The 19,734-nt window shown below is 44.9% G+C and carries 15 protein-coding genes; 8 read left to right on the top strand and 7 right to left on the bottom strand.

The window, feature by feature from the left end:
* Positions 1 to 4: 4 nt before the first annotated feature.
* The 3 genes from IM792_RS19605 to IM792_RS19595 form a co-directional block, all read right to left on the bottom strand.
* Positions 5 to 1,051, bottom strand: coding sequence for a glycoside hydrolase family 130 protein (locus IM792_RS19605; RefSeq protein WP_194103611.1), 1,047 nt, complete (start codon positions 1,049 to 1,051; stop codon positions 5 to 7).
* A complete protein-coding gene (locus tag IM792_RS19600) occupies positions 1,044 to 2,597 on the bottom strand; it encodes an FAD-dependent oxidoreductase (RefSeq protein ID WP_194103610.1) in 1,554 nt (517 codons plus the stop codon). The genes IM792_RS19605 and IM792_RS19600 overlap by 8 nt, the downstream gene beginning before the upstream one ends.
* A 74-nt stretch (positions 2,598 to 2,671) precedes the next feature.
* A complete protein-coding gene (locus tag IM792_RS19595) occupies positions 2,672 to 3,331 on the bottom strand; it encodes a DUF6766 family protein (RefSeq protein WP_194103609.1) in 660 nt (219 codons plus the stop codon).
* Between the two features lie 243 nt (positions 3,332 to 3,574).
* On the opposite strand from IM792_RS19595, the gene IM792_RS19590 reads away from it, so the two are divergent.
* The 4 genes from IM792_RS19590 (at position 3,575) to IM792_RS19575 (ending at position 7,348) form a co-directional block, all read left to right on the top strand.
* On the top strand, positions 3,575 to 4,762 hold the full coding sequence (locus tag IM792_RS19590) for a PQQ-dependent sugar dehydrogenase (RefSeq protein ID WP_194103608.1): 1,188 nt from the start codon (positions 3,575 to 3,577) through the stop codon (positions 4,760 to 4,762).
* A 3-nt stretch (positions 4,763 to 4,765) separates the two neighbouring features.
* A complete protein-coding gene (locus tag IM792_RS19585; protein WP_194103607.1) occupies positions 4,766 to 5,749 on the top strand; it encodes an SMP-30/gluconolactonase/LRE family protein in 984 nt (327 codons plus the stop codon).
* A 24-nt stretch (positions 5,750 to 5,773) separates the two neighbouring features.
* Positions 5,774 to 6,313, top strand: a complete 540-nt coding sequence (locus IM792_RS19580; protein ID WP_194103606.1) for a DUF4142 domain-containing protein — start codon at positions 5,774 to 5,776, stop codon at positions 6,311 to 6,313.
* 78 nt (positions 6,314 to 6,391) lie between these two features.
* Positions 6,392 to 7,348 carry a manganese catalase family protein gene (locus tag IM792_RS19575; protein WP_194103605.1) on the top strand — a complete coding sequence of 319 codons (957 nt, stop codon included), beginning with the start codon at positions 6,392 to 6,394 and terminating at the stop codon, positions 7,346 to 7,348.
* Positions 7,349 to 7,408: 60 nt separating this feature from the next.
* Here IM792_RS19575 and IM792_RS19570 read toward each other — a convergent pair whose 3' ends face one another.
* From IM792_RS19570 to IM792_RS19555, 4 genes are all read right to left on the bottom strand, one after another.
* On the bottom strand, positions 7,409 to 8,140 hold the full coding sequence (locus IM792_RS19570; protein ID WP_194103604.1) for a DUF3891 family protein: 732 nt from the start codon (positions 8,138 to 8,140) through the stop codon (positions 7,409 to 7,411).
* Positions 8,137 to 8,952, bottom strand: a complete 816-nt coding sequence (gene xth, locus IM792_RS19565) for an exodeoxyribonuclease III (protein WP_228085277.1) — start codon at positions 8,950 to 8,952, stop codon at positions 8,137 to 8,139. The genes IM792_RS19570 and xth overlap by 4 nt, the downstream gene beginning before the upstream one ends.
* A complete protein-coding gene (locus IM792_RS19560) occupies positions 8,933 to 9,175 on the bottom strand; it encodes a hypothetical protein (protein WP_194103603.1) in 243 nt (80 codons plus the stop codon). The genes xth and IM792_RS19560 overlap by 20 nt, the downstream gene beginning before the upstream one ends.
* Before the next feature lie 1,558 nt (positions 9,176 to 10,733).
* Complete coding sequence (locus tag IM792_RS19555) at positions 10,734 to 12,086, bottom strand: caspase family protein (RefSeq protein WP_194103602.1); 1,353 nt, start codon at positions 12,084 to 12,086, stop codon at positions 10,734 to 10,736.
* A 655-nt stretch (positions 12,087 to 12,741) separates the two neighbouring features.
* Here IM792_RS19555 and IM792_RS19550 point away from each other — a divergent pair.
* The 4 genes from IM792_RS19550 to IM792_RS19535 all read left to right on the top strand — a co-directional run bounded on the left by IM792_RS19550 (position 12,742) and on the right by IM792_RS19535 (position 19,678).
* Positions 12,742 to 13,317 (top strand): RNA polymerase sigma-70 factor, encoded by a 576-nt coding sequence (locus tag IM792_RS19550; protein WP_194103601.1) that lies wholly within the window; start codon positions 12,742 to 12,744, stop codon positions 13,315 to 13,317.
* Positions 13,318 to 13,404: 87 nt separating this feature from the next.
* A complete protein-coding gene (locus IM792_RS19545; protein WP_194103600.1) occupies positions 13,405 to 14,601 on the top strand; it encodes a FecR domain-containing protein in 1,197 nt (398 codons plus the stop codon).
* A 218-nt stretch (positions 14,602 to 14,819) separates the two neighbouring features.
* Positions 14,820 to 18,152 carry a TonB-dependent receptor gene (locus IM792_RS19540; protein WP_194103599.1) on the top strand — a complete coding sequence of 1,111 codons (3,333 nt, stop codon included), beginning with the start codon at positions 14,820 to 14,822 and terminating at the stop codon, positions 18,150 to 18,152.
* A gap of 17 nt (positions 18,153 to 18,169) precedes the next feature.
* Entirely contained in the window at positions 18,170 to 19,678 is a 1,509-nt protein-coding gene (locus IM792_RS19535; RefSeq protein ID WP_194103598.1) for a RagB/SusD family nutrient uptake outer membrane protein, read from the top strand.
* Positions 19,679 to 19,734: the final 56 nt, after the last annotated feature.

The raw sequence follows: 19,734 nt of genomic DNA, 5'->3' as shown, positions 1-19,734 counted from the left end.
GTGTTCAGTTTAGTTGGTTTAATATTTCGGTAATTGAAAAATGCGCGCCGCAAACGAACTCGTCAGCCGCCCCGTAATAAATGGTCAGCTGATCGCCATTGACGATATGCCCGTTGGTGAAGACCGCATAGCCAAAAAAGCCGCTAAGTTCGTAAGGTTCTGTCGGCACCATGATCGGTTCGGTCGTCCGGCCGATCACTTTTGATGGATCGTCCAGGTCCATCAAAAAAGCGCCAAGACAGTACTGGTGTTGTTCGTTGGCACCATGGTAAATTTCCAGCCAGCCCTGCGCAGTTCGGATCGGGGCCGCACCGGCGCCTACACGGGCACTGTCCCACAGGCCCGGCCTTGTTTTGATCAGGCAATGATGATTACCCCATTGCCGGCTGTCGGACGATTCAGCCAGCCAGATATAATTGCCACCGATCTCTTTACTGCTCGGGCGGTGCAGGCAAAAATATTTCCCGTTTATCTTTTCCTCGAAAATGGCGCAATCCTTATTATGCGGCGGCAGGATCATGCCGCCCGGTTCAAAATGCTGCCAGTCTTTTGTTGTTTGTAAGCCGACGCCAACGCCGCTATCGGAAACAGCGGTATAGGTCAGGTAGTACGTATCATCGATCCGGGTCACCCGGCAATCTTCGATACCAAACCGTTCGAGGTAACCGGCGCCAAACAGGGATGCAGAGCTTTGCGGCTCCGTAAAGTGTATGCCGTCTTCGCTGAATAACAACCGTAAATGGGATATGGTCGTCAGGTAATCAAGGCCTTTGTAATTGATCACCCTGGCATCTGTCGCGATCAGGTCGGGGTCATTCAACGGTACTTCGATGATCTCGGTATTGCCGGTAGCGTTCAGTGCGGGAAAAAAGATCACACCTTCCTTTTCGGCAACGCCTTCAGCCACCCGTACCAGCAACCATATTTTTTCCTGGTACCGAAACACGCCCGGGTTCAGCAAGCTGATGATCTGCAGGCCCGGACCGCTAGGAACCAGGTCTTTTGGAAGGAGCAGCGGATTTTCAGGAAATCGTTGTGCAAGGTCACGCATTATTCTCAGGATCAATAGTTGCTAAATTCAGCGTCGCAGGGCCGGTCAGTACCTTGCCATCAATATCATAACGTGCACCATGGCAAGGGCAATCCCAGCTTTTCTCTTCACCGTTCCAGTTTACGATACAACCGGCATGCGTGCAGACCGGGCTGAGCGCATGGATTTTACCCGAATCGTCGCGGTAGGCGGCGATCTTTTTACCGTCTACTTCGACAACCTGCCCGGTTCCGGGTGATAATCGTTTTAATGAATCCGTTTCGTGAATGCCGGATCGGTCCGCTACAAAGTGATAGGCCACATCCGCGTTCTCCTGCACAAAAGCCGTGAATCCCGCGATCGGTTTCAAGCGGGATGGGCTGAAGATGTCTGCATATTTATTATCTTTACCTTGCGCCAGGTCGCTCAGGATTTTACCTGCTATACTACCCAGCATCATGCCATTACCGTTATAACCGGTAGCACAATAAATGCCTTTGGCAGCTTCGGGCATTTGCCCGATGTATGGAAAACCGTCTACCGGAACATAATACTGGCTTGACCAGCGGTATTTTACTGATGATACATCATAATTATCCCGTACATATTTCTCCAGATCGGCAAACGCCTTTTTCGGTTCGTCATGACCCGTCTTGTGGTCATTCCCGCCTGCGATGAGCAACTTTTCACCATCTACCACATGTGTCCGGAAATAGTGATAGGGCTCCTGCATATCGTAAACCAAAACATCCGGATAGGTATCACCATTTAGTTTTACCGCCAGTACATAACTGCGGTAGGGCGCGCAACGCAGACTATAGGAATTGATACCCGGCGGGATATGTGTCGCGTAGATCACCTGCCTGGCCTTGATTTCGCCCTGTGGTAGATCCGCCACATGAAAATTACCTTCAGTTTTTACAGTTTCAATTTTGGTGTCCTCCAGCAATATTCCGCCGGCTTTGATGTATTCGCTCAGCAAAGCTTGCAGGTATTTGAGTGGATGGAATTGGGCCTGATCAGGGAATTCTAAAGCCGTTTGATAAGTAACCGGTGCAGGCGCTTGATCAACATAAGATACCGGCACACCCACCGCTTTTGCGCCATCATACACGTCAGCCAGTTGTTTGGCCTGCGCTTCGTCCTCGGCATAAACGAAGCCTGTTTTGGCTTCATAGTCACAGTCGATCTGGTGATCGCTGATACTTGCTCTAATTAACCCGGCCCCTTCGTTGATGGCGTCAGCGAAAAGCTGTGCGCCTTCTTTTCCAAAAGCGCTTGCTGCTTCTTTGTAAGTGGTGTCTGCGAAGGTATTGATGTGTGCACTGGTGCCGCCGGTAGTTCCGAAACCAAGGCAGTAGGCCTCGGCGATGATCAATTTTCTTCCCGCATTCTGTAAAAGCAGTGCCGCAGTTAAACCCGTAATGCCCGCTCCAATGATGAGGCAGTCATAAACGGTGTCTGTCGAAAAACCAGACAATCCCGCTAAATTTCCGGTGAGCTGATCTTGCCAGGGGCTGTCATTAGCGCCATCGCGTCCGATAGTTGATCTTTTATGCGTTGTCATAGGTGTATGTTGGTGATGTATATAACGAGGTATGAGTGTTGATCTTCGGTACTGCATTGGAGACCCAGCAAAAATTATTTACCGGTTTCCATATGCGGCGCGTCGACCGGTTTGGATTCCGGCGAACCTTTTTGCCGCAGGAAAATAGTTAGTACAACTATCGATAGAACGGATAGGAATTCACTTTGCCAGTTCTGGAAGGTCTCGAACCAAAAGTTCGGTTCGCCTAAGTAAGCGAACAAACTCTGGAAAGCTTTCCCTTGCAGCTGTTGCTTGTCATTATGGTCAACCCAGCTGCCATAGAGGTGTAAGCCCCAGCTAATCAGAAATAGACCGATAAATGCGATGGAAAGAGAATAACTGTAAAGTTTGAGCAGCCAACCGCCTTTCTTGACAGGGCCGGGCGCATCTGCGGAGGCGATTGGCTCGCGATCTACATCTTCTGACTCGTCCAGGCTTTTCGATTCGGCGGAACCCTGTTGGCGCAAACCGACGGTGAGGATAACATATAAAGCCATTTGCAGGAATTCGCTCTGGAAATTCTCGAAAGTCGACGAAATGAAGTGGCCGGTAGAAAGGTAAGCCATAAAGTTCAAGGCCAGGGCATGCTCATCCTGAAGTTCCTGGTTGTGTTCTTTCCACCCGGTAAGGGCCTGCGCAACCAGTGTGAGCAGGAATAGCGTCAGGAAAACAAGGCTCAAACTGTTACGGTACAAAAAGCCGTGTTTTTTCATGGTGATCGGTTATAGAGCATTAACCTCATTCACAGTCATTATGTTTTTAATTAAAAGTAAAATCCATATTCGTTCTTTTTCCTCTATGTTTTACACCCCTGCGACACTGTCTTTTAGGTTAATGATAGAAAATATTGATTTTCAAATAATTGATGAACTACTTACGGTTTATAATATATAGTTTTTTAAATCAAAACATTTCGGGTTGAAATAAGCTTGATTTAATTAGAAATTAATCAACTTATGAGAATACTGAAACTTATCGCTATAGGAAGTATTGCCCTGCTGAACTGTGAGGCCTATGCCCAACGGGGTAATCCGCCCAAGATGGGCACAAAAACGGATATGGTCACGAATTATCCGCAACATCTCGATTTCCTACCTGAAATGGTCAATTTGCTAAAGGTTCCTGAAGGCTGGGAGGTAAAAGTCGCAGCATCAGGATTGGGTCGGCCCCGTATGCTTTATACCGGACCTAAAGGGCAATTATACATTACCAGGCGCGATGGCGGCGATGTGCTGATGTTGACAGATAATGATGGCGATCAGAAGTTCGACGAATTAAAAACGGTATTATATGATTTCAAAGGCGTCCATGGCATCGCCATGAAGGAAGGCTTCATGTACCTGTGCAACAATCAGCAACTGCGCAGATACCCGGTTAAAGCTGACGGCACCCTGGGCGCGATGGAATTGCTGATCGATGACCTGCCTAACGGTGGCCAACACCCTAACCGAACCATTGCCTTCGGGCCAGACGGTATGCTTTATATATCTGTCGGTACTTTATGTAACGATTGTAAAGAAAGTGATAAAGAAGCGGCGACCATGTTACAGGTCGATCCCAAAACCTGGAAACGGAGCATCTTTGCCAGTGGCCTGCGCAATACCATCGGTTTTGATTTTCATCCAACAACAGGTGAATTATGGGGCATCGATAATGGTGGTGACGGTAAAGGCAGTGACTGGCCGCCTGAAGAGGTTAACCATATCATTAAAGGAGGTAATTACGGTTTTCCGTTCGCCTACGGTAAACGGGAGGTCGATCAGAGCCGTGAAGACCCGGCCGGAGATATTAAAGAATCTGTGGTTAAGACAACACAGCCGTCGACTTTAGAACTGACCGCGCATATGGCGCCGATCGCCTTCCAATTCTTTAAAGACCAATCGAATATACCGTTGGGATATAAGGGCGATGGCTTGGTTGCCTGGCATGGGTCCTGGAATGCTAAAAAAGCTGTTGGCTTTAAGGTGCAGCGCATCCGCTTTCAGAATGGCATTGCTGTAGGCGTTGAAGATTTCCTGACCGGATTTCTCAAAGGAAATAACCGCTTCGGCCGACCCGCCGGGATCACCATCACACCAGCCGGTGTGGTTTACATATCAGATGATGGTAACGGAGTTATTTACGCAGTTAAAAGAAAAAGCTAACACATGAAGATCTATCAATATATTACCATAGGCGCACTACTGATCGCCGGATGCAAGGTTATCGAACCAAGCCCCACCTCCCGGATCAACTTCAGCGCGGAAGACAGTTACCCTGAGGGCATCGCTTACGACAGTACGCGTAACATTTATTACGTGTCGTCAGCAAGGTTGGGCACGGTTGGTAAAGTTACTCCGGCAGGGATCTATTCGCCATTGTACAGCGACAATACTTTAAAGTCGACCTATGGCATGAAGATACATGCTGACGGGAAACGCCTTTATGTTTGTGAAGGAGACGCCAACTATAGTAAGTTCACTACCCCGGCTACGCGTGACAGGGAAGCCAGGCTACTGATCATTGACCTTGCTACGGGCAAAAAATTAGCAGATATCGACCTTTCGGGCTTAATGCAAGGCAAGCATTTTCCGAATGACCTGACCTTTGATGCCGCCGGTAACGCTTACATCACCGACAGCTTTGCCCATACCGTTTATAAAGTGGACGCTGCCGGAAAGGCCAGTGTATTTGGTGCCAATGAAAAGTTGATCACCGAAGGTATTGGGATCAATGGTATCGCTTTTCATAGTGGGGGATTTTTGCTTTTGGATAATAGTGCCACGGGTATGATCTACAAAATGAGTTTAGCTAACCCGAATGATGTACAGGCAGTAAAAACAGACCAATTTTTTATGGGCGCCGACGGGATGCTGTTAAATGCCCAGAACAAACTTACCGTGGTGGTTAATGGCGGTAATGACAAGATCTTTCAGTTAGAATCAACAGACAACTGGCAAACCGCCAAACTGGCTGCAACAACGCTGATTGCCGATCGTTTTACTTATCCCGCAACGGCCACTTTTAACCGTTACAACGTTTGGGTTATGAATTCACGTTTTAACGAATTAGTTGATAGCAACGCTGTACCGTCGAAACAGTTCGCCATACAGCATGCGGTTTTCAAACCGATCCCGAAACCGAAAAGCTAATACAAAACCCATAATCATTTACAAATGGAAACAACAAATTCAAATTCACGTCGCGGCTTTTTTTCAAGATCCCTGAAGGGTGCTGTATTCGTTGGCGCAGGCGCGACATTCGCCGGTAGCCTTTTAGAGCCGCTTGCTGCGGAAGCGCAAAGTTCTGATACAGCCTTACAGGCTAAGATTGCTCAGTTAGGTACCGTCTCGTTGCAAACCAGCCAGTTTGCTCTTAAAAAAGTATCAAATGCAGAGATTAAAACTTTTGCAAAGTTTGAAGCCGCTGAACAGGAGACAATGGTGAAGATCCTGAAAGACATGGGTACCACCCTGCCTGCACCAAGCCCGGAAGGAAAAGCTTTATTGAGCAAACTGCAGTCGGTAAGCGGTGCCGCGTTTGACAAGGCATTTATGCAGGGACAGGTCGAAACGCATCAAAAGTTGCATACTGCGGTGTCGTCACTTAACGCTGCCGCTAAAGATGCGCATGTAATGCATGTGACCGCGCTGGCGTTAGCTACGATAACCGAATATACGGAAAGAGGACAAATGCTAGTCAGCAAGTTAGGTTAAACCAAACGCCTGATCATTAAAATCAGGTGTTATAACCTGAAGTATTTCATTTCATCAAACACTATAAAAATAAAAATCATGTTTTATCATATTCAAAGTTTAATTAATCCAATCGTTGACGATCAACCGGATCCATCAGCAGCTAATGCACTACAGGAAGGCCTCGGCGGCCAGTTCGGCGAAATGCGTACAATGATGCAGTATTTATTTCAGAGTTTTAATTTCCGGGGCAATAACATTCCTTACCTCGACCTGATCCAGGGCGTCGGGATCGAAGAGATCAGCCACGTAGAGTTGATCACCAAAACTATTTCCCGTTTGCTGGACGGAGCGCCGGAATACCATGGCAATAAGTTCGATGCGCCGGGGAGAGGCGGCAAAGCAACTATGGATATGGCAAAAGAGCAACAAAACCCGCACCACTTCATTGTCGGAGCGCAAGGAGCTTTGCCGGTCGACGCCGCCGGAAATCCCTGGAGCGGATCATATGTTCACAATCACGGTAACCTAGTCCTTGATCTGATGGATAACCTGGTGCTTGAATCGACGGGCAGGCTTCAAAAATGCCGTATCTACCAAATGTCTGAAAATAAAACACTGCGTGCTACGGTAGCCTTTCTGATCGCCCGGGACGAGGCGCATGAGATGGCGTTCGCCAAGGCACTGGAGACCTTAGGTATCGACTGGGCGAAAGCCCTCCCGATCCCTAAATTCGATGCCTCGCAGTACCCGGAAGTAAAAAAGCTGATCGATGCCGGAATAAACCGCGAACAATACCACTTCAGGTTGGACAGCTCAGAAATGGGCAAGATATTTCAGGGTAGCGCACCGGCTAATGACGGTACAGTACTAACCACGTTGAAAGAACCAAGGGAATCGTATTTGATACCGCCCGCACCTGAACGTCCGGAGGAGTTTGCCCCTGGACTTGATCCCGAATTGCAGGCACTTGCCGATGCATTTACAGAATTTAAGGAAAAAACCGAAAAGGAAATGACCAAGAAAGCAGGTCCAAATCCCCGCGGTAAAAAGTAGCAACTAACATGGGCCGGCAGCATGCCGCCGGCCCATGTTGATCCGTTATGTTTATTTAATCTACACGTTCTTTTTTATAGACCAGCGTTTCTCAATGACAGGTGCTTTGCGAAATTCAGCACGGAATTCTTCTGAATCTTTAAAAGTAAGCTGTGGTATCAGCCGGGTTTCAAAATAGACCTTAAAACTATCACTTTCAAACGGCCAGGGATCAACAGTTAGCGAATCTTCTCCGGTCTGAGATAATCTGTGATTCTTTTTATCAGGGCCCTCACTGACCTCTACGGCTCTTGCTTCCGGTTGATTTTCATGCTGGCAAAGCAAAAGCGATAACGCGTCACACCACTCCATTAGCCGATAATCCCGCTCTGCTTCCTTAATCGTAATACCTAATTCTTTACGCAACTGCCGTCTGAGCTCGGCCTGATTTTTCAAAAATATAGTCGCTTTTTTATCATGCGGGCAATCTTTCGAATAAACAAAATCCAGGTGCATGGATGATAATAGGGCGATATAGCGGCTTTTGCTTAAGGCAAAATCCATTGTTTGTGTACAATGCCGTTTTTCGAACGCTTTCATTTTAAAATCTAGAGGGCCGCCTTGCTGCGTAAGCAAGTTGTCACGTTCCAATTCCACCTGTGCATCATCATGCTCAGCAATGGCCAGTAAAGTTTCGGTCCAACGTTCAGTACGAATGCTATGCTTCCATTGTGCTGCAATCTCAGCTGCCAGTAATCCATGTGCCCGCTGCGTGATCACTTCCCAGCCGGTTTCTGTATAATTAACGATCATGTTTTTTTGGTTTGGTCTGCTAATTCGATCCATGCCGGCGCATGGTCGCTTGAATGCTTCCAGCTACGAACATCTTTATCGACGCCGGCTGACAGCAGTCTTGACCTTAGGTTATCATCTAATAAGAAATGATCCAATCGCAGCCCGGCATTTCGACCGTAAGCATTACGCAGGTAATCCCAAAAGGTATAGATGATATTCTCCGGATGCAAATGCCGGATAGCATCCGTCCAGCCAAGTTTTAGCAACGCATTCCAAAGCTTCCTGGCTTCCGGCCGGAATAGTGCATTTTCAATATATTTTTCTGGTTTATAGGTATCCTGATCGGTAGGTATGATATTATAGTCGCCGATCAAGGCAACAGGCAGATCAAAACCTTTTAGTTTTTTAGCATGGGAAGTCAACCGTTTTATCCATTTCAGTTTGTATTCGAACTTAGGGCCCGGAAAAGGATTACCATTAGGTAAATAAATACAGCCAATAACTATTCCATTGATATATGCTTCAAGATAACGGCTATGGATGTCGTGCGGGTCGCCGCCCAGACCCCGGCGTGTTTCCTGTATCTCTCCATACCTGGAGAGAATGGCTACACCGTTCCAGCTCTTTTGTCCCTGCCATATGGAGTGGTAGCCCGCATTGAGCAATGTTCGTTCGGGGAATTTATGATCTTCCGTTTTCAATTCCTGCAGACATACCACATCGGGTCTGGCCTCCTTCAGCCAGCGCAGTAGGCTATCAATACGGCCATTAACTCCATTGATATTATAAGTGGCTATCTTCACGCCGGACTTAGTCTTTGATCGCGGCATCGGTGGCAACTTTTGCTGCCTTTTTAGGAATAACGGTTTTCTGATCGATAAAACCAGCTGCGGTATTGCTAACACCTTCTTTAAGCCTGCGTGCTATCTGGTCACAGTATGCTACTCCTTTATCTGTAAGGAATAACCAGCCCAGGCCAATACCTGCTGCTACGCCTACTGCTATTACTACGATCAAACTGGTATGGTCTTCTTTCTTAAATGTATTTTTCATATAACAGTAACAGATTTAAGTAACTAATGTTCAGGATCGATTAAAACATAACTTCTATCATTCAATGACGGTTGCACTCATCTGCAGCCCATCGCAACTAAACGTCTGTTATTGTATAATAGCGATTGTTATTGAACTTCGTATGTCGTTTTGTAATCTGCTATGTTTAATTAGCCTTTAGGTTCAGATTCTTTGTTTTTTTAGGAAGCGCTTTTCAGATAAATTGAAGAAATCGTTATCCTCGTTTTTAATCATATCCGTATGGATCAAATTCAATTTGCTTTTCATTGGCCTTGAAATGCATCGATTTATTGCTGAGAATGTGGGATATGAGTACGTTTCTTTTGCCAAATATTCAATAGTCAGCACTTCTGCCGGCATAGCTAGGATCTGCCATTGTCTATAATGAGCTCCAGGTATCTCGCACACATTCTGATCAGCGAACTGATAAAATTTAGTGATGAGCTCTTGCAACAATGCGAATACAAATTCAGGTTCCTCGGCGTGTTATCGGGGGGCGTTTATCTTAAAAGGTACTGCATCTAAACGAAAACCGTCTAAGCCATGATCTTTTAGCTTCGGTTACAACCTCTGGATTTTGAAAACTTAGACCAGGCTGGAAATCATAAAGGTGGTGGAAATACCATTTCTGTTTGTTCGCGTCTTTACAATTTTTTTTTTTACGACCGGTAAACCCTTGCCTTTGTCGTTGTCTGTGGGGAGTTTTGATGCCCCCAGTGTATATCTGAAGGTAGTTCTGCAGTTTGTTGGTAAATCGCTGTGGCTAATTCGCCCTCGCTTTTTTTCGTTCTGTCGTTTGTATAAAGATGTTGTTATTAAAACGAACAATACGGCCCATTATAATTGACTATGCCTATTCTGTCATTGTTCCGGCGCTACCCGAGATTGTAAGGTTTGAGCGATTGCCCAAGGCTAAGTATGGCTGCCGTTTACTTAGTTCCAGAGTACTGGTCTATGCTTTGTTGTTTAAGTTGATCTCTTTCAAGACACACTTAATTTTAGATACAACAACTAGTGCGTTTGCGTTGGCGGCGCCATGGATCTTCAGTTTCGCGCGTAAAATTGCTGCCCGCAATACTTTTATTGGTGTAGGGCGGCCGACGCTTTTCGTTTGTTTTAATCAATGGTCACATATGCTTCCTGATTTGCGAGCTCCGACTCTTTTCTGCAGAAGCAACAAGTGCTATAGACCTCATTATCCAAACCGGCCTCTATTCCATTTAGACAACTGATTTGGAAGTAGTAAATTCAGGAAAAGCGTAGCGCTGATTTCTATAAAATTTTATTACATTTGATAGTCGGCTTAGAAAAATAACTGATTTGAGAGGGGGCTTAGACGAGACCCCTTTTTTTAAAAGTGCTAAAATAGTTCTGAATTGCGGTTTTGGGGCGGGGGTTCAAATCCCTCTCTCTCCGCCAGATTAAAAAATCAAATTTTTTTAAACGCCTCAGATCAGAAGATCTGGGGCGTTTTTCGCTAATAGCTATACCATAGTTAAGGGGTGCTGATATAAATGGCGACACGATGCCGAGTAATTTATAAATGTCCTTGTTGAAATTTTGCTTTGAAATTGATATCCTGAATTGGGATTTGAAGAATACCCGATGCTTTAAAAGCGTGAGGCATCAGGTTGAAATAATAAATAGTTAGGAATTCTTCGCTTATACTGAAATCCAATTTATAGATATACTCATAACTTGTGTAATCCAACATAAATTCCTTGGTTTCAGGATATGCATATTTTTTTACCATTGATTTAAGGTATTCTTCCTGATTTTGGTAACCCTCAAAACTAATCACATCAAACAGTTGCACCAATCGGTCAGGCTCAAACATGAAATTAAGTGTATAGATATAGTGGTTTGGATGCACACCGCCGAAATAATTGCTCCTTTGAATAACAATGCTCAAGAATTCTTTGCTAAATGTTTCAATGGTATAGCTTACATCAAGATAGAAAGCTAATTCATTACTGTATGAAATTGAGTATTCCCTATCTTCTGCAACGAAGTTCCGTATGTCGTTAATAATTGAATAACCTAATTGCTGTACAAAAATATTGACGAACTGACTTTTAAAATCTTCGCTATCATTGAAGAATGGAATCTCAAAGTTAGAATCCACCTTGACCTGAATGTCAATATCCAATGGTATTTGAATAGATTTATAAGGACTTAAAACTTTATCATTTTTCAAATGGAAAAATAAAGTTCCTCCTTTGTCACCAGACGAGGCCAGCGATCCGTAGGCTGGGGTTTGTACTTTGTCGGGACGGAAATTTAAGATTACCTTTTCGGCAAACTCCGCAAAAGAAAGTGTTAATGAAGTGTTTTCATTCAGTACTCTTTGAAGAGTTAGGTTGAAAGGGCTGTTTGAATTCTCCACCCCATCACTTACCTTTTCTATCCCACCGGATGTAAGTGCCTGCCTTGATGTTTTATTATATAAGGCGGCAATACCTCCGCCGCGTGAGTGTTCAAATACAGCACCCGAAAAACAGCTATCCGAAATCAATGCAATATGTCTTGCTTTTGAACCCTTAAAAAAGCTCAATAGTTCTATGACGTTGAACCATGTGCTTACAATATCCTTTTGCGAGTCCGAACATAACCAGTATGAGGTCTCCAGTAAACTATTGTATTCGCCATGTCCTGCATAAATAATTAAAATTTCGTCTTCAGGCAGTAAATTGATCAATTCCTGATATAAGACGTTATAAAGAAATGACCGGGTGGTTTGTTCGGGTTTTGTGATCAGTTCTATCTCTTCAAAATCATAACGCTGAGAAAGAATATCGATGAGTGAATTCACATCATTTAGGCAGTTGCTCAGGTTTTTTATATTGAGATCGCTATATTGGTCAATTGCTATAGCAAGGATTTTTTTCATGACGATTTAAATTCATTATCCAAATTAGTGTTTAAGGTATCAAGAATCAAACTTTACCATTGTAAATTATTTAATCTTATCAGTGAAAACTTTATTTTTAAACCGATACTAAGCCTCTCATATACCTGCGATTTTTGTTTTTTGTGTATTTAAGAGCTTGACAACAAAAATAGCCCGGAAGAAATTTATCGTAAATGTATACAGCATTAATTCGGGCATGAATCAGAAAGATCCCCTCGCTACCGCAAGTGTCCCACTTGTGGTAAATAATAGGCTCATAACGCTGCTCAGGGTATAGTTCTTATATTCTACCTCCTCAATATACTCTCCGCCGAACAATAAAATCAAAGTTTTTTGTTTAAGCTCAACGCAATACTAAAACTCAAATAATATTCCACGATAGGACAAGACAGTTCAGGACAGTGAACCTGACGATGCATTATATCTTAGTTTTGGCGTAAATCATTATTTCGCTATATACAAACCAATTGATCTATCAGCCTTAACATTTAGGTTACGTGTATTTTACGTATGTAATGTTTATTTACTCCCGATACCGTTATATTTGGTTGCAGAGGAGAAAGGAGTACACCAACGTGCTGTAAAGGTTGTTCATCAAAACATTATAACCTGTAATTTAACTACACTTAAAAAAGTGGAAGATATATTAAACGATGATATTCAGCATTTAACCGAAGGAAGCGATGCTGTGCTCAAACTCATTTATTTAAAATATCACAATAAGGTATATAATCTTGCGCTCCGCTTTTTAAAGGATCATGATATGGCCTGCGAGATAGTGCAGGAAACTTTTATCAAACTTTGGGTCAATCGTGCCAAGCTCGACCCGGCGGGCAATTTGTGGCTGTATATTTTTGTAATAGCCAAGCGCCTATCGTTAAATAAACTCAGGGAGATAAACCGGTCGCAAAACTTATTTGATGCGCTCTTAAACCGTATCGACTATATACACAACGCTACTGAGGAACGCATTATTGAAAAAGACCTGATATATCATACCGAAAAAACCATACGCACACTACCGCAGCAGCAACAAAAGGTTTATCGCTTAAGCCGCGAGGAGGGGCTTACCCATAAAGAGATAGCCACACAACTCCAGATATCAACCAGTACGGTTAACAATCACCTAACCGAAGCATTAAAAACCCTACGTGCCGATCTCAGGTACATTGATCTGCTTTATTCCCTGCTCATTTTATTCCTGGTATAAAAAAATTGATGGTCGGGTAGTTAACCTGTGTCCGGCCGGTGTTCTATAATAAAAGCTGCTAAAAAGGCTGCAATTATAGCACATTGTATGACAAGGGAAAGGTTAAAACATTTACTGCAACAATATCTCGATAATACTATCAGCAGTGATGATTGCGCAGCGTTGTTGAACCATCTGGATGTTACGGATGCCGGCGAGGTATCGCCCGTTATAGATGAGTTATTGTTTTCGCTGCCCGACGATGCACGGATGAACAAAGCGGAAGCCGATGCCATATTTAACGCCATTATTGCCGATGAACGTTTAGCGCCTGCCGAACCTGTTGAAATAGAACGCAAGCTTTCAACAAAATGGTATTACGCGGCGGCAATGTTGGTGGTTTTTGTTTCGGTTGGTTTATTACTTTTTGACAAGACCGGGAAAAAAGGTCAGCAAGGCATAGCATCGGCAAAGCCCAACGAATCAATAAAGATAGAACCCGGCAGTAAAAAAGCTACCCTAACACTGGCTGGTGGCGAGGTGATAGATCTGGAAGCGCAGCAGCAGGGTATGGTGGCGATAAACGGTAGTTCCAACATCCGTAAGGTACGCTCAGGGCAGATAGAATACAACCCCGGCGAAACATCAAACACACAAAACCAATTAAGCTACAATAACTTAAAAACCCCAAAAGGAGGCGAATACCAGATAACCTTGCCTGATGGTACACGGGTTTGGTTAAACTCCGCGTCATCATTGCGGTTTCCATCAGCATTTACAGGCAACACCCGGCAGGTTATGCTTACCGGCGAGGCTTATTTTGAGGTTGCTAAGGATAAAACTAAACCCTTTATAGTTAAAACCGGCGAAACGGAGATCAGGGTACTCGGCACCCGTTTCAATATTTCAGGCTATAGTGATGATGAGGTTACTACCACTACTTTGATAGAAGGTTCGGTACAGCTTACCAAAGGCAAGCAGCACCGTATATTGATACCCGGCCAGCAGGCGGCTACGAGCGCGTCATCAGATGATATACAGCTTTCGCAAGGCAACATAGCCCGGGCAATGGCCTGGAAAAATGGTTATTTCCGCTTTGATGATCAGGATATACGGAGCATCATGAAACAGGTATCGCGCTGGTATGATGTTGATGTGGAGTTTAAAGGCAAGAACCTGAACAGTAAACAGTTTGGCGGCACATTTTACCGCACTAAGGATATAGCCGAACTGCTAAGCCATTTAGAACAACTGGATAACAATATTCACTTTAAGATGATGGGAAGGAGGATAGTGATCGAATAATACAAAGAAGAAATTATTTCGGATGATCTGTCTGTTAAAAAAAGAACCAGGAGCGTTGGCCCGCCCCTGGCCTGGGCTGTTAAGCCATCGCCAGATCGTTTGTACCAATTGCAAAGCATACAACTAAACACATTAAATCTAACAACCAAATGTACAAAAATTTTACTGCTTTTACGGGCGGCACTAAACGCGGCTGCCTTTTTAAATATTTGCTTATCATGAAGTTAACGTTTGTAATGCTGGCCGTAACCTTTATGCAGGTATCCGCGGCTACCTATGCACAACGCGTTTCGCTAAACGTTAAAAAGGCCTCATTACGTGATGTTTTTGATATTATTCAGGCTCAAACCCAATACGATTTTTTATACACCAGTGCCGAGCTTAAGCAAGCAGCTCCGGTTACCCTGCGTGCCGATCAGGCTTCGCTTAAGGAGGTGCTTGATATTTGTTTTGCCCAGCAGCCTTTATCGTACAAAATAACCAACACTACTATTCTTATATCGTTAAAGCCGGCACCTAAAATAGCCGCTATTGATGTTACCGGTAAGGTAACTGATAGCAAGGGAGGCATATTACCCGGTGTAACTATTAAAGAAAAAAACGGAACGGCTACCGCGGTTACAGACATTAACGGTGCTTACAAAATAAAAGTGGCTGAAGATGCCGTATTGGTATTTACCTACATAGGATTTAACACGCTCGAACTACCTGTTGCAGGTAAAACGGTACTGAATGCCGTTTTGCAGGATGCCAACCAAAGCCTTAACGAGGTGGTGGTAATAGGCTACGGCAGCCGCGAAAAGAAAGACCTTACAGGCTCGGTAGCCACGGTTACGGCGGCGCAGGTTAAGGATCTGCCGGTAGCGTCTATTGATCAGAAACTGGTAGGCCAAATGCCTGGTGTGCGCATTAGCCAAACCACAGGTTCACCTGGTGGTGGTACAACGGTGCGGGTACGTGGTTCCGGGTCGATTGGTGCAGGCGATAATCCGCTGTATGTAATTGATGGGTTCGCTATATCAAACACCACAGGTCAGGTTTATAACCCGCTGAACGTGTTGAGTCCTGATGATATTGAATCGGTTAACGTATTGAAGGATGCATCCTCAACCGCTATCTACGGTTCAAGGGGATCAAACGGTGTGGTTATCATCACCACCAAAAAAGGTAAAAAAGGTCCGCCGGTAATTAGTGTTAACTCGTACATAGGTACGCAACAGGTGCCGCAAAAAGGCCGTCAGCAGGTATTGAATGGTACTGAATACGCCCAGTATCGCCAGGATATGATCGTTGATGCGCTGGCTGCACAAGGCCGTGCCGCTACTGAGGAGGATATCCCGGTAGAGTTCCGTAATCCATCGCAATATGGTGAGGGTACTGATTGGTATAACACGGTATTACAATCGGGCTTACAACATAATATTGACGCGAGTTTGCGCGGAGGATCTGACAATACACAGTACTCATTCTCGTTGGGCAGGCTTAAGCAGGAAGGTACAGTAAAGTACACCGATTATACCCGCTACACGGTACAAGCCAACGTACAATCCCAATTAAGCAAAAAGTTAAAGGTTAGCTTAAACATTGCGCCAAGCGGTGGTATACAAAACCGTAACTCGTTTGAAACCGGCCAGCGCGATGTGCTTACCCGTACGCTTTGGTTAAGCCCGATAGTACCTGTAACTGATGATAATGGTAACAGAACATTATTTATTACCTCGCCGGGGGCTATAGGCGCAGGCAATCCTTTAAACACGTTAGAGTTTGCTGGTACCAATGCCAAATACTTCAGAAGTTTAGCATCTGCAAGTGCCGAGTTGGAAATTATTGACGGACTAAAAGCCAAGTACGCCTACAATGTTGATTATGGTACCAATAAATCATTCTACTTCAGCCCATCATTTGTATACGGCGAAACCAGTAATCAAAACCCTAATCCATCAATACCTAACTCAAATACGTCGTATAGCGATTCGTTTAACTGGCTGTCGGAGTTTACTTTGAATTACGATAAGAATTTCAGCAAGGATCACCGTTTTAATGCCTTATTAGGTTATACCGCGCAGCAGGAGAGAAACGAGGGTTACGGATTTAATGCCACTAACTATCCCGATAACCTGATCGAAACCATTAACGCCTCGCCTTTACTGAATGGACAAAGCGCCTTTGTTGACAAATGGTCGCTTGTATCATACCTGGCAAGGGTTAACTATACCTTTAAGGATCGTTACCTGTTCACCGCATCTATCCGTACGGATGGTTCATCGCGTTTTGGTGCGAACAAGCGTTATGGTACCTTCCCATCGGCAGCGGTGTCATGGCGTATGTCCGAAGAAAGCTTTATCAAAAAGATAAACTGGATAGATAACATGAAACTGCGTGCCACTTATGGTTTGGCAGGTAATTTTAATATTGGTAACTATCTGTACGCATCAAACATCAGTAGCGCTAACTATACTTTTGGAGGTACGGTTACAGGCGGCAGGGTATCAAGCAGCATCAGCAACTCCGAACTTACGTGGGAAAACTCCCGCCAGTTTGATATGGGTCTGGATCTATCGGTACTCCATAACCGCCTGAACTTTACGCTCGATTATTATAATCGTATAACCTACAACTTGTTGCTGAGTAATGAGCTGCCTTTATCGTCAGGCTTTGCTTCGGCTACTGTTAACCTGGGTAAAATGCGTAACCGTGGCTTTGAAGCTGTAGTAACCGGCGAAATTTTAAAAGGCGGCTTTACCTGGGACGCCAATGCCAATATTTCCTTTAACCGCAATGTGGTTTTGGCACTTAACCAAAGCAACGCGCCAATTTACTCAGGCCGTAGTGGCGAGGGTAACTTTACCCATAAAACCGAAGTGGGCAAACCACTTGGTCAGTTTTACGGATACATTGTAGAGGGCGTATACCGCGATCAGGCTGATTTTGATAACTCACCTAAAAATGCTTCATCGGTAGTAGGCTCTATCAAATACCGTGATGTGGATGGTAACGGCATTATTGAACCGGTAAAGGATTTCGCGGTAATAGGCGATCCGTATCCTGATTTTACCTATGGCTTCAGCAATACTTTTGGTTATAAGAATTTTGATCTGAATGTGTTGCTTGTGGGCTCGCAAGGTGGCGAGATCATGAAAACATCAAACGAGTTTTTAACCAATATTGATGGTGTATTTAATGTGGACAGAAAAGTACTTAACCGCTGGCGCTCGCCTGATAACCCGGGCGATGGCGTAACCCCTACAACCAACGGCGGCCGTGTGCTTTACCGCGATGTTAACTCAAGCTGGATAGAGGATGCAAGCTTTTTGCGTATTCAAAACATAACGCTGGGGTATAATTTCAAGCAAAAGTTCATCACCAATTCAAAGGTATTTAAAGCTATGCGTTTGTATGGTAGTGTGCAAAATTTGGTAACATTCACTAAATACAGCGGTGGTAACCCCGAAGCCTTAACCAACGGATCGAGCGCGCTGACACCAGGCCGCGACTTTTTGGGCTACCCACTACCAAGAACCATGACCATCGGCATAAACATGACCTTTTAAATTTATATAGAAACATCATGAAAAATATACATAAATACACCCATGTAGTTTTGCTGTGTATTGCGCTATTGGGTATATCGTGCAAAAAGGACTTTTTAAACCAGGCTCCCGAAGCCGGGTTAACAGGCGCTAATTACTGGCAAACAGAATCAGACCTAAAGCAGGGCGTGGTAGGTGCTTACCGCTCATTGCGAGATCTGGGTTTGTTCAGCTTTTGGCTGTTTGGCGAGATGCGTTCAGATAATACCACCTTTCAATACAATGCTCCGCAACGCGGGCAAGAGAACCGTGAGTTTGTTGATCAGTTCCTGGTTATATCAACCAATACGCTGATACAGGATTTTTGGCAGCAAAGCTACATGGGCATTGCCCGTTGTAATGATGTGCTGGGTGCCGAGGGGCGCATAACCATGCCGGACCAAAGCCGCAATCAGGCCATTGGCGAGGTTAAGGTTTTACGTGCCTTTTATTACTTTAACCTGGTGCGCCAGTTTGGTGGGGTGCCTTTGCGCCTGCAAACGGTTCAGGCACCTGAGCAGGCCGGATCAAATGGCCGCGCCACGGTTGATGCCGTTTACGATCAAATTATTGCCGATCTTACCGATGCCGCATCAAAGCTGCCCGCTACTTACGCCGCTGCCGATAAGGGCCGTGTAACCAGCGGTACAGCTAATGCGCTGCTTGGCGAAGTTTACCTAACCCGTAAAAACTATGGCGAAGCATTGGCTGCCCTGCGCAAGGTTACCGGCTACAGTTTATTGCCCAGCTATGCGTCAATATTTCAGCCTGCTAATAAAAACAATGCGGAGTCGATATTTGAAATTCAGTATCTGGGATCTGACCCTAACCTGTCGAGCAATTTTATGTACCAGTTCGCGCCGTTTGATTCGGGCACGAGCGTAACCAATGATCCGGGTACCAACCTGAGCTACAACAGCGGATGGAACACACCAACCACTGATCTGATCAATGCTTATGAAGTAGATGATCTGCGCAAAGCGGTTTCCCTATCCGAAGGCTTTACCCTCAGCGGAACTTATCACGAGGTGCCCTACATCACCAAGTATAACCAGGGCTTTGTGCAGCCGGGGCAAACCAACGTGAATTTCCCGATAATACGTTATGCCGACGTGATGCTTGAGATTGCCGAGTGCCTGAATGAGCAAGGCTTTATTGCCAATGGCGAAGCTTTCGAGTTGCTTAACGCTGTAAGAAACAGGGCCGGTTTACAGCCAAAAACATCGGGCAATGCCGTACCAGCACTTAATGTGGCCAATCAACAGGCTTTCAGGGATGCTATCGCGCAAGAGCGCAAGGTAGAGCTGGCCTTTGAAAATCACCGCTGGTACGATCTGGTAAGAACAGGTACCGCTGTTGAAATTATGAATGCCCACGGCCAGCGTGAAATCAGCAAAGCTCCGGCGCAATATCCGGCAGGTTCGTACACGGTAACCGCTAACAAACTATTGTTGCAAATTCCACAACGCGAAGTAACGTTAGATAATCTCACACAAAATCCGTTATAGAAATTACCCCTGTTTGCTGTAAGCAAAATGCGTAAAACGGGCAAGCTTGTAAAATG

Origin of the sequence: Mucilaginibacter sp. JRF (assembly GCF_015223065.1) — a bacterium.
Classification (GTDB): Bacteria; Bacteroidota; Bacteroidia; order Sphingobacteriales; family Sphingobacteriaceae; genus Mucilaginibacter.
Note: the sequence above shows the minus strand (reverse complement) of the source record. Positions and strands in the feature narration are given on the sequence as shown.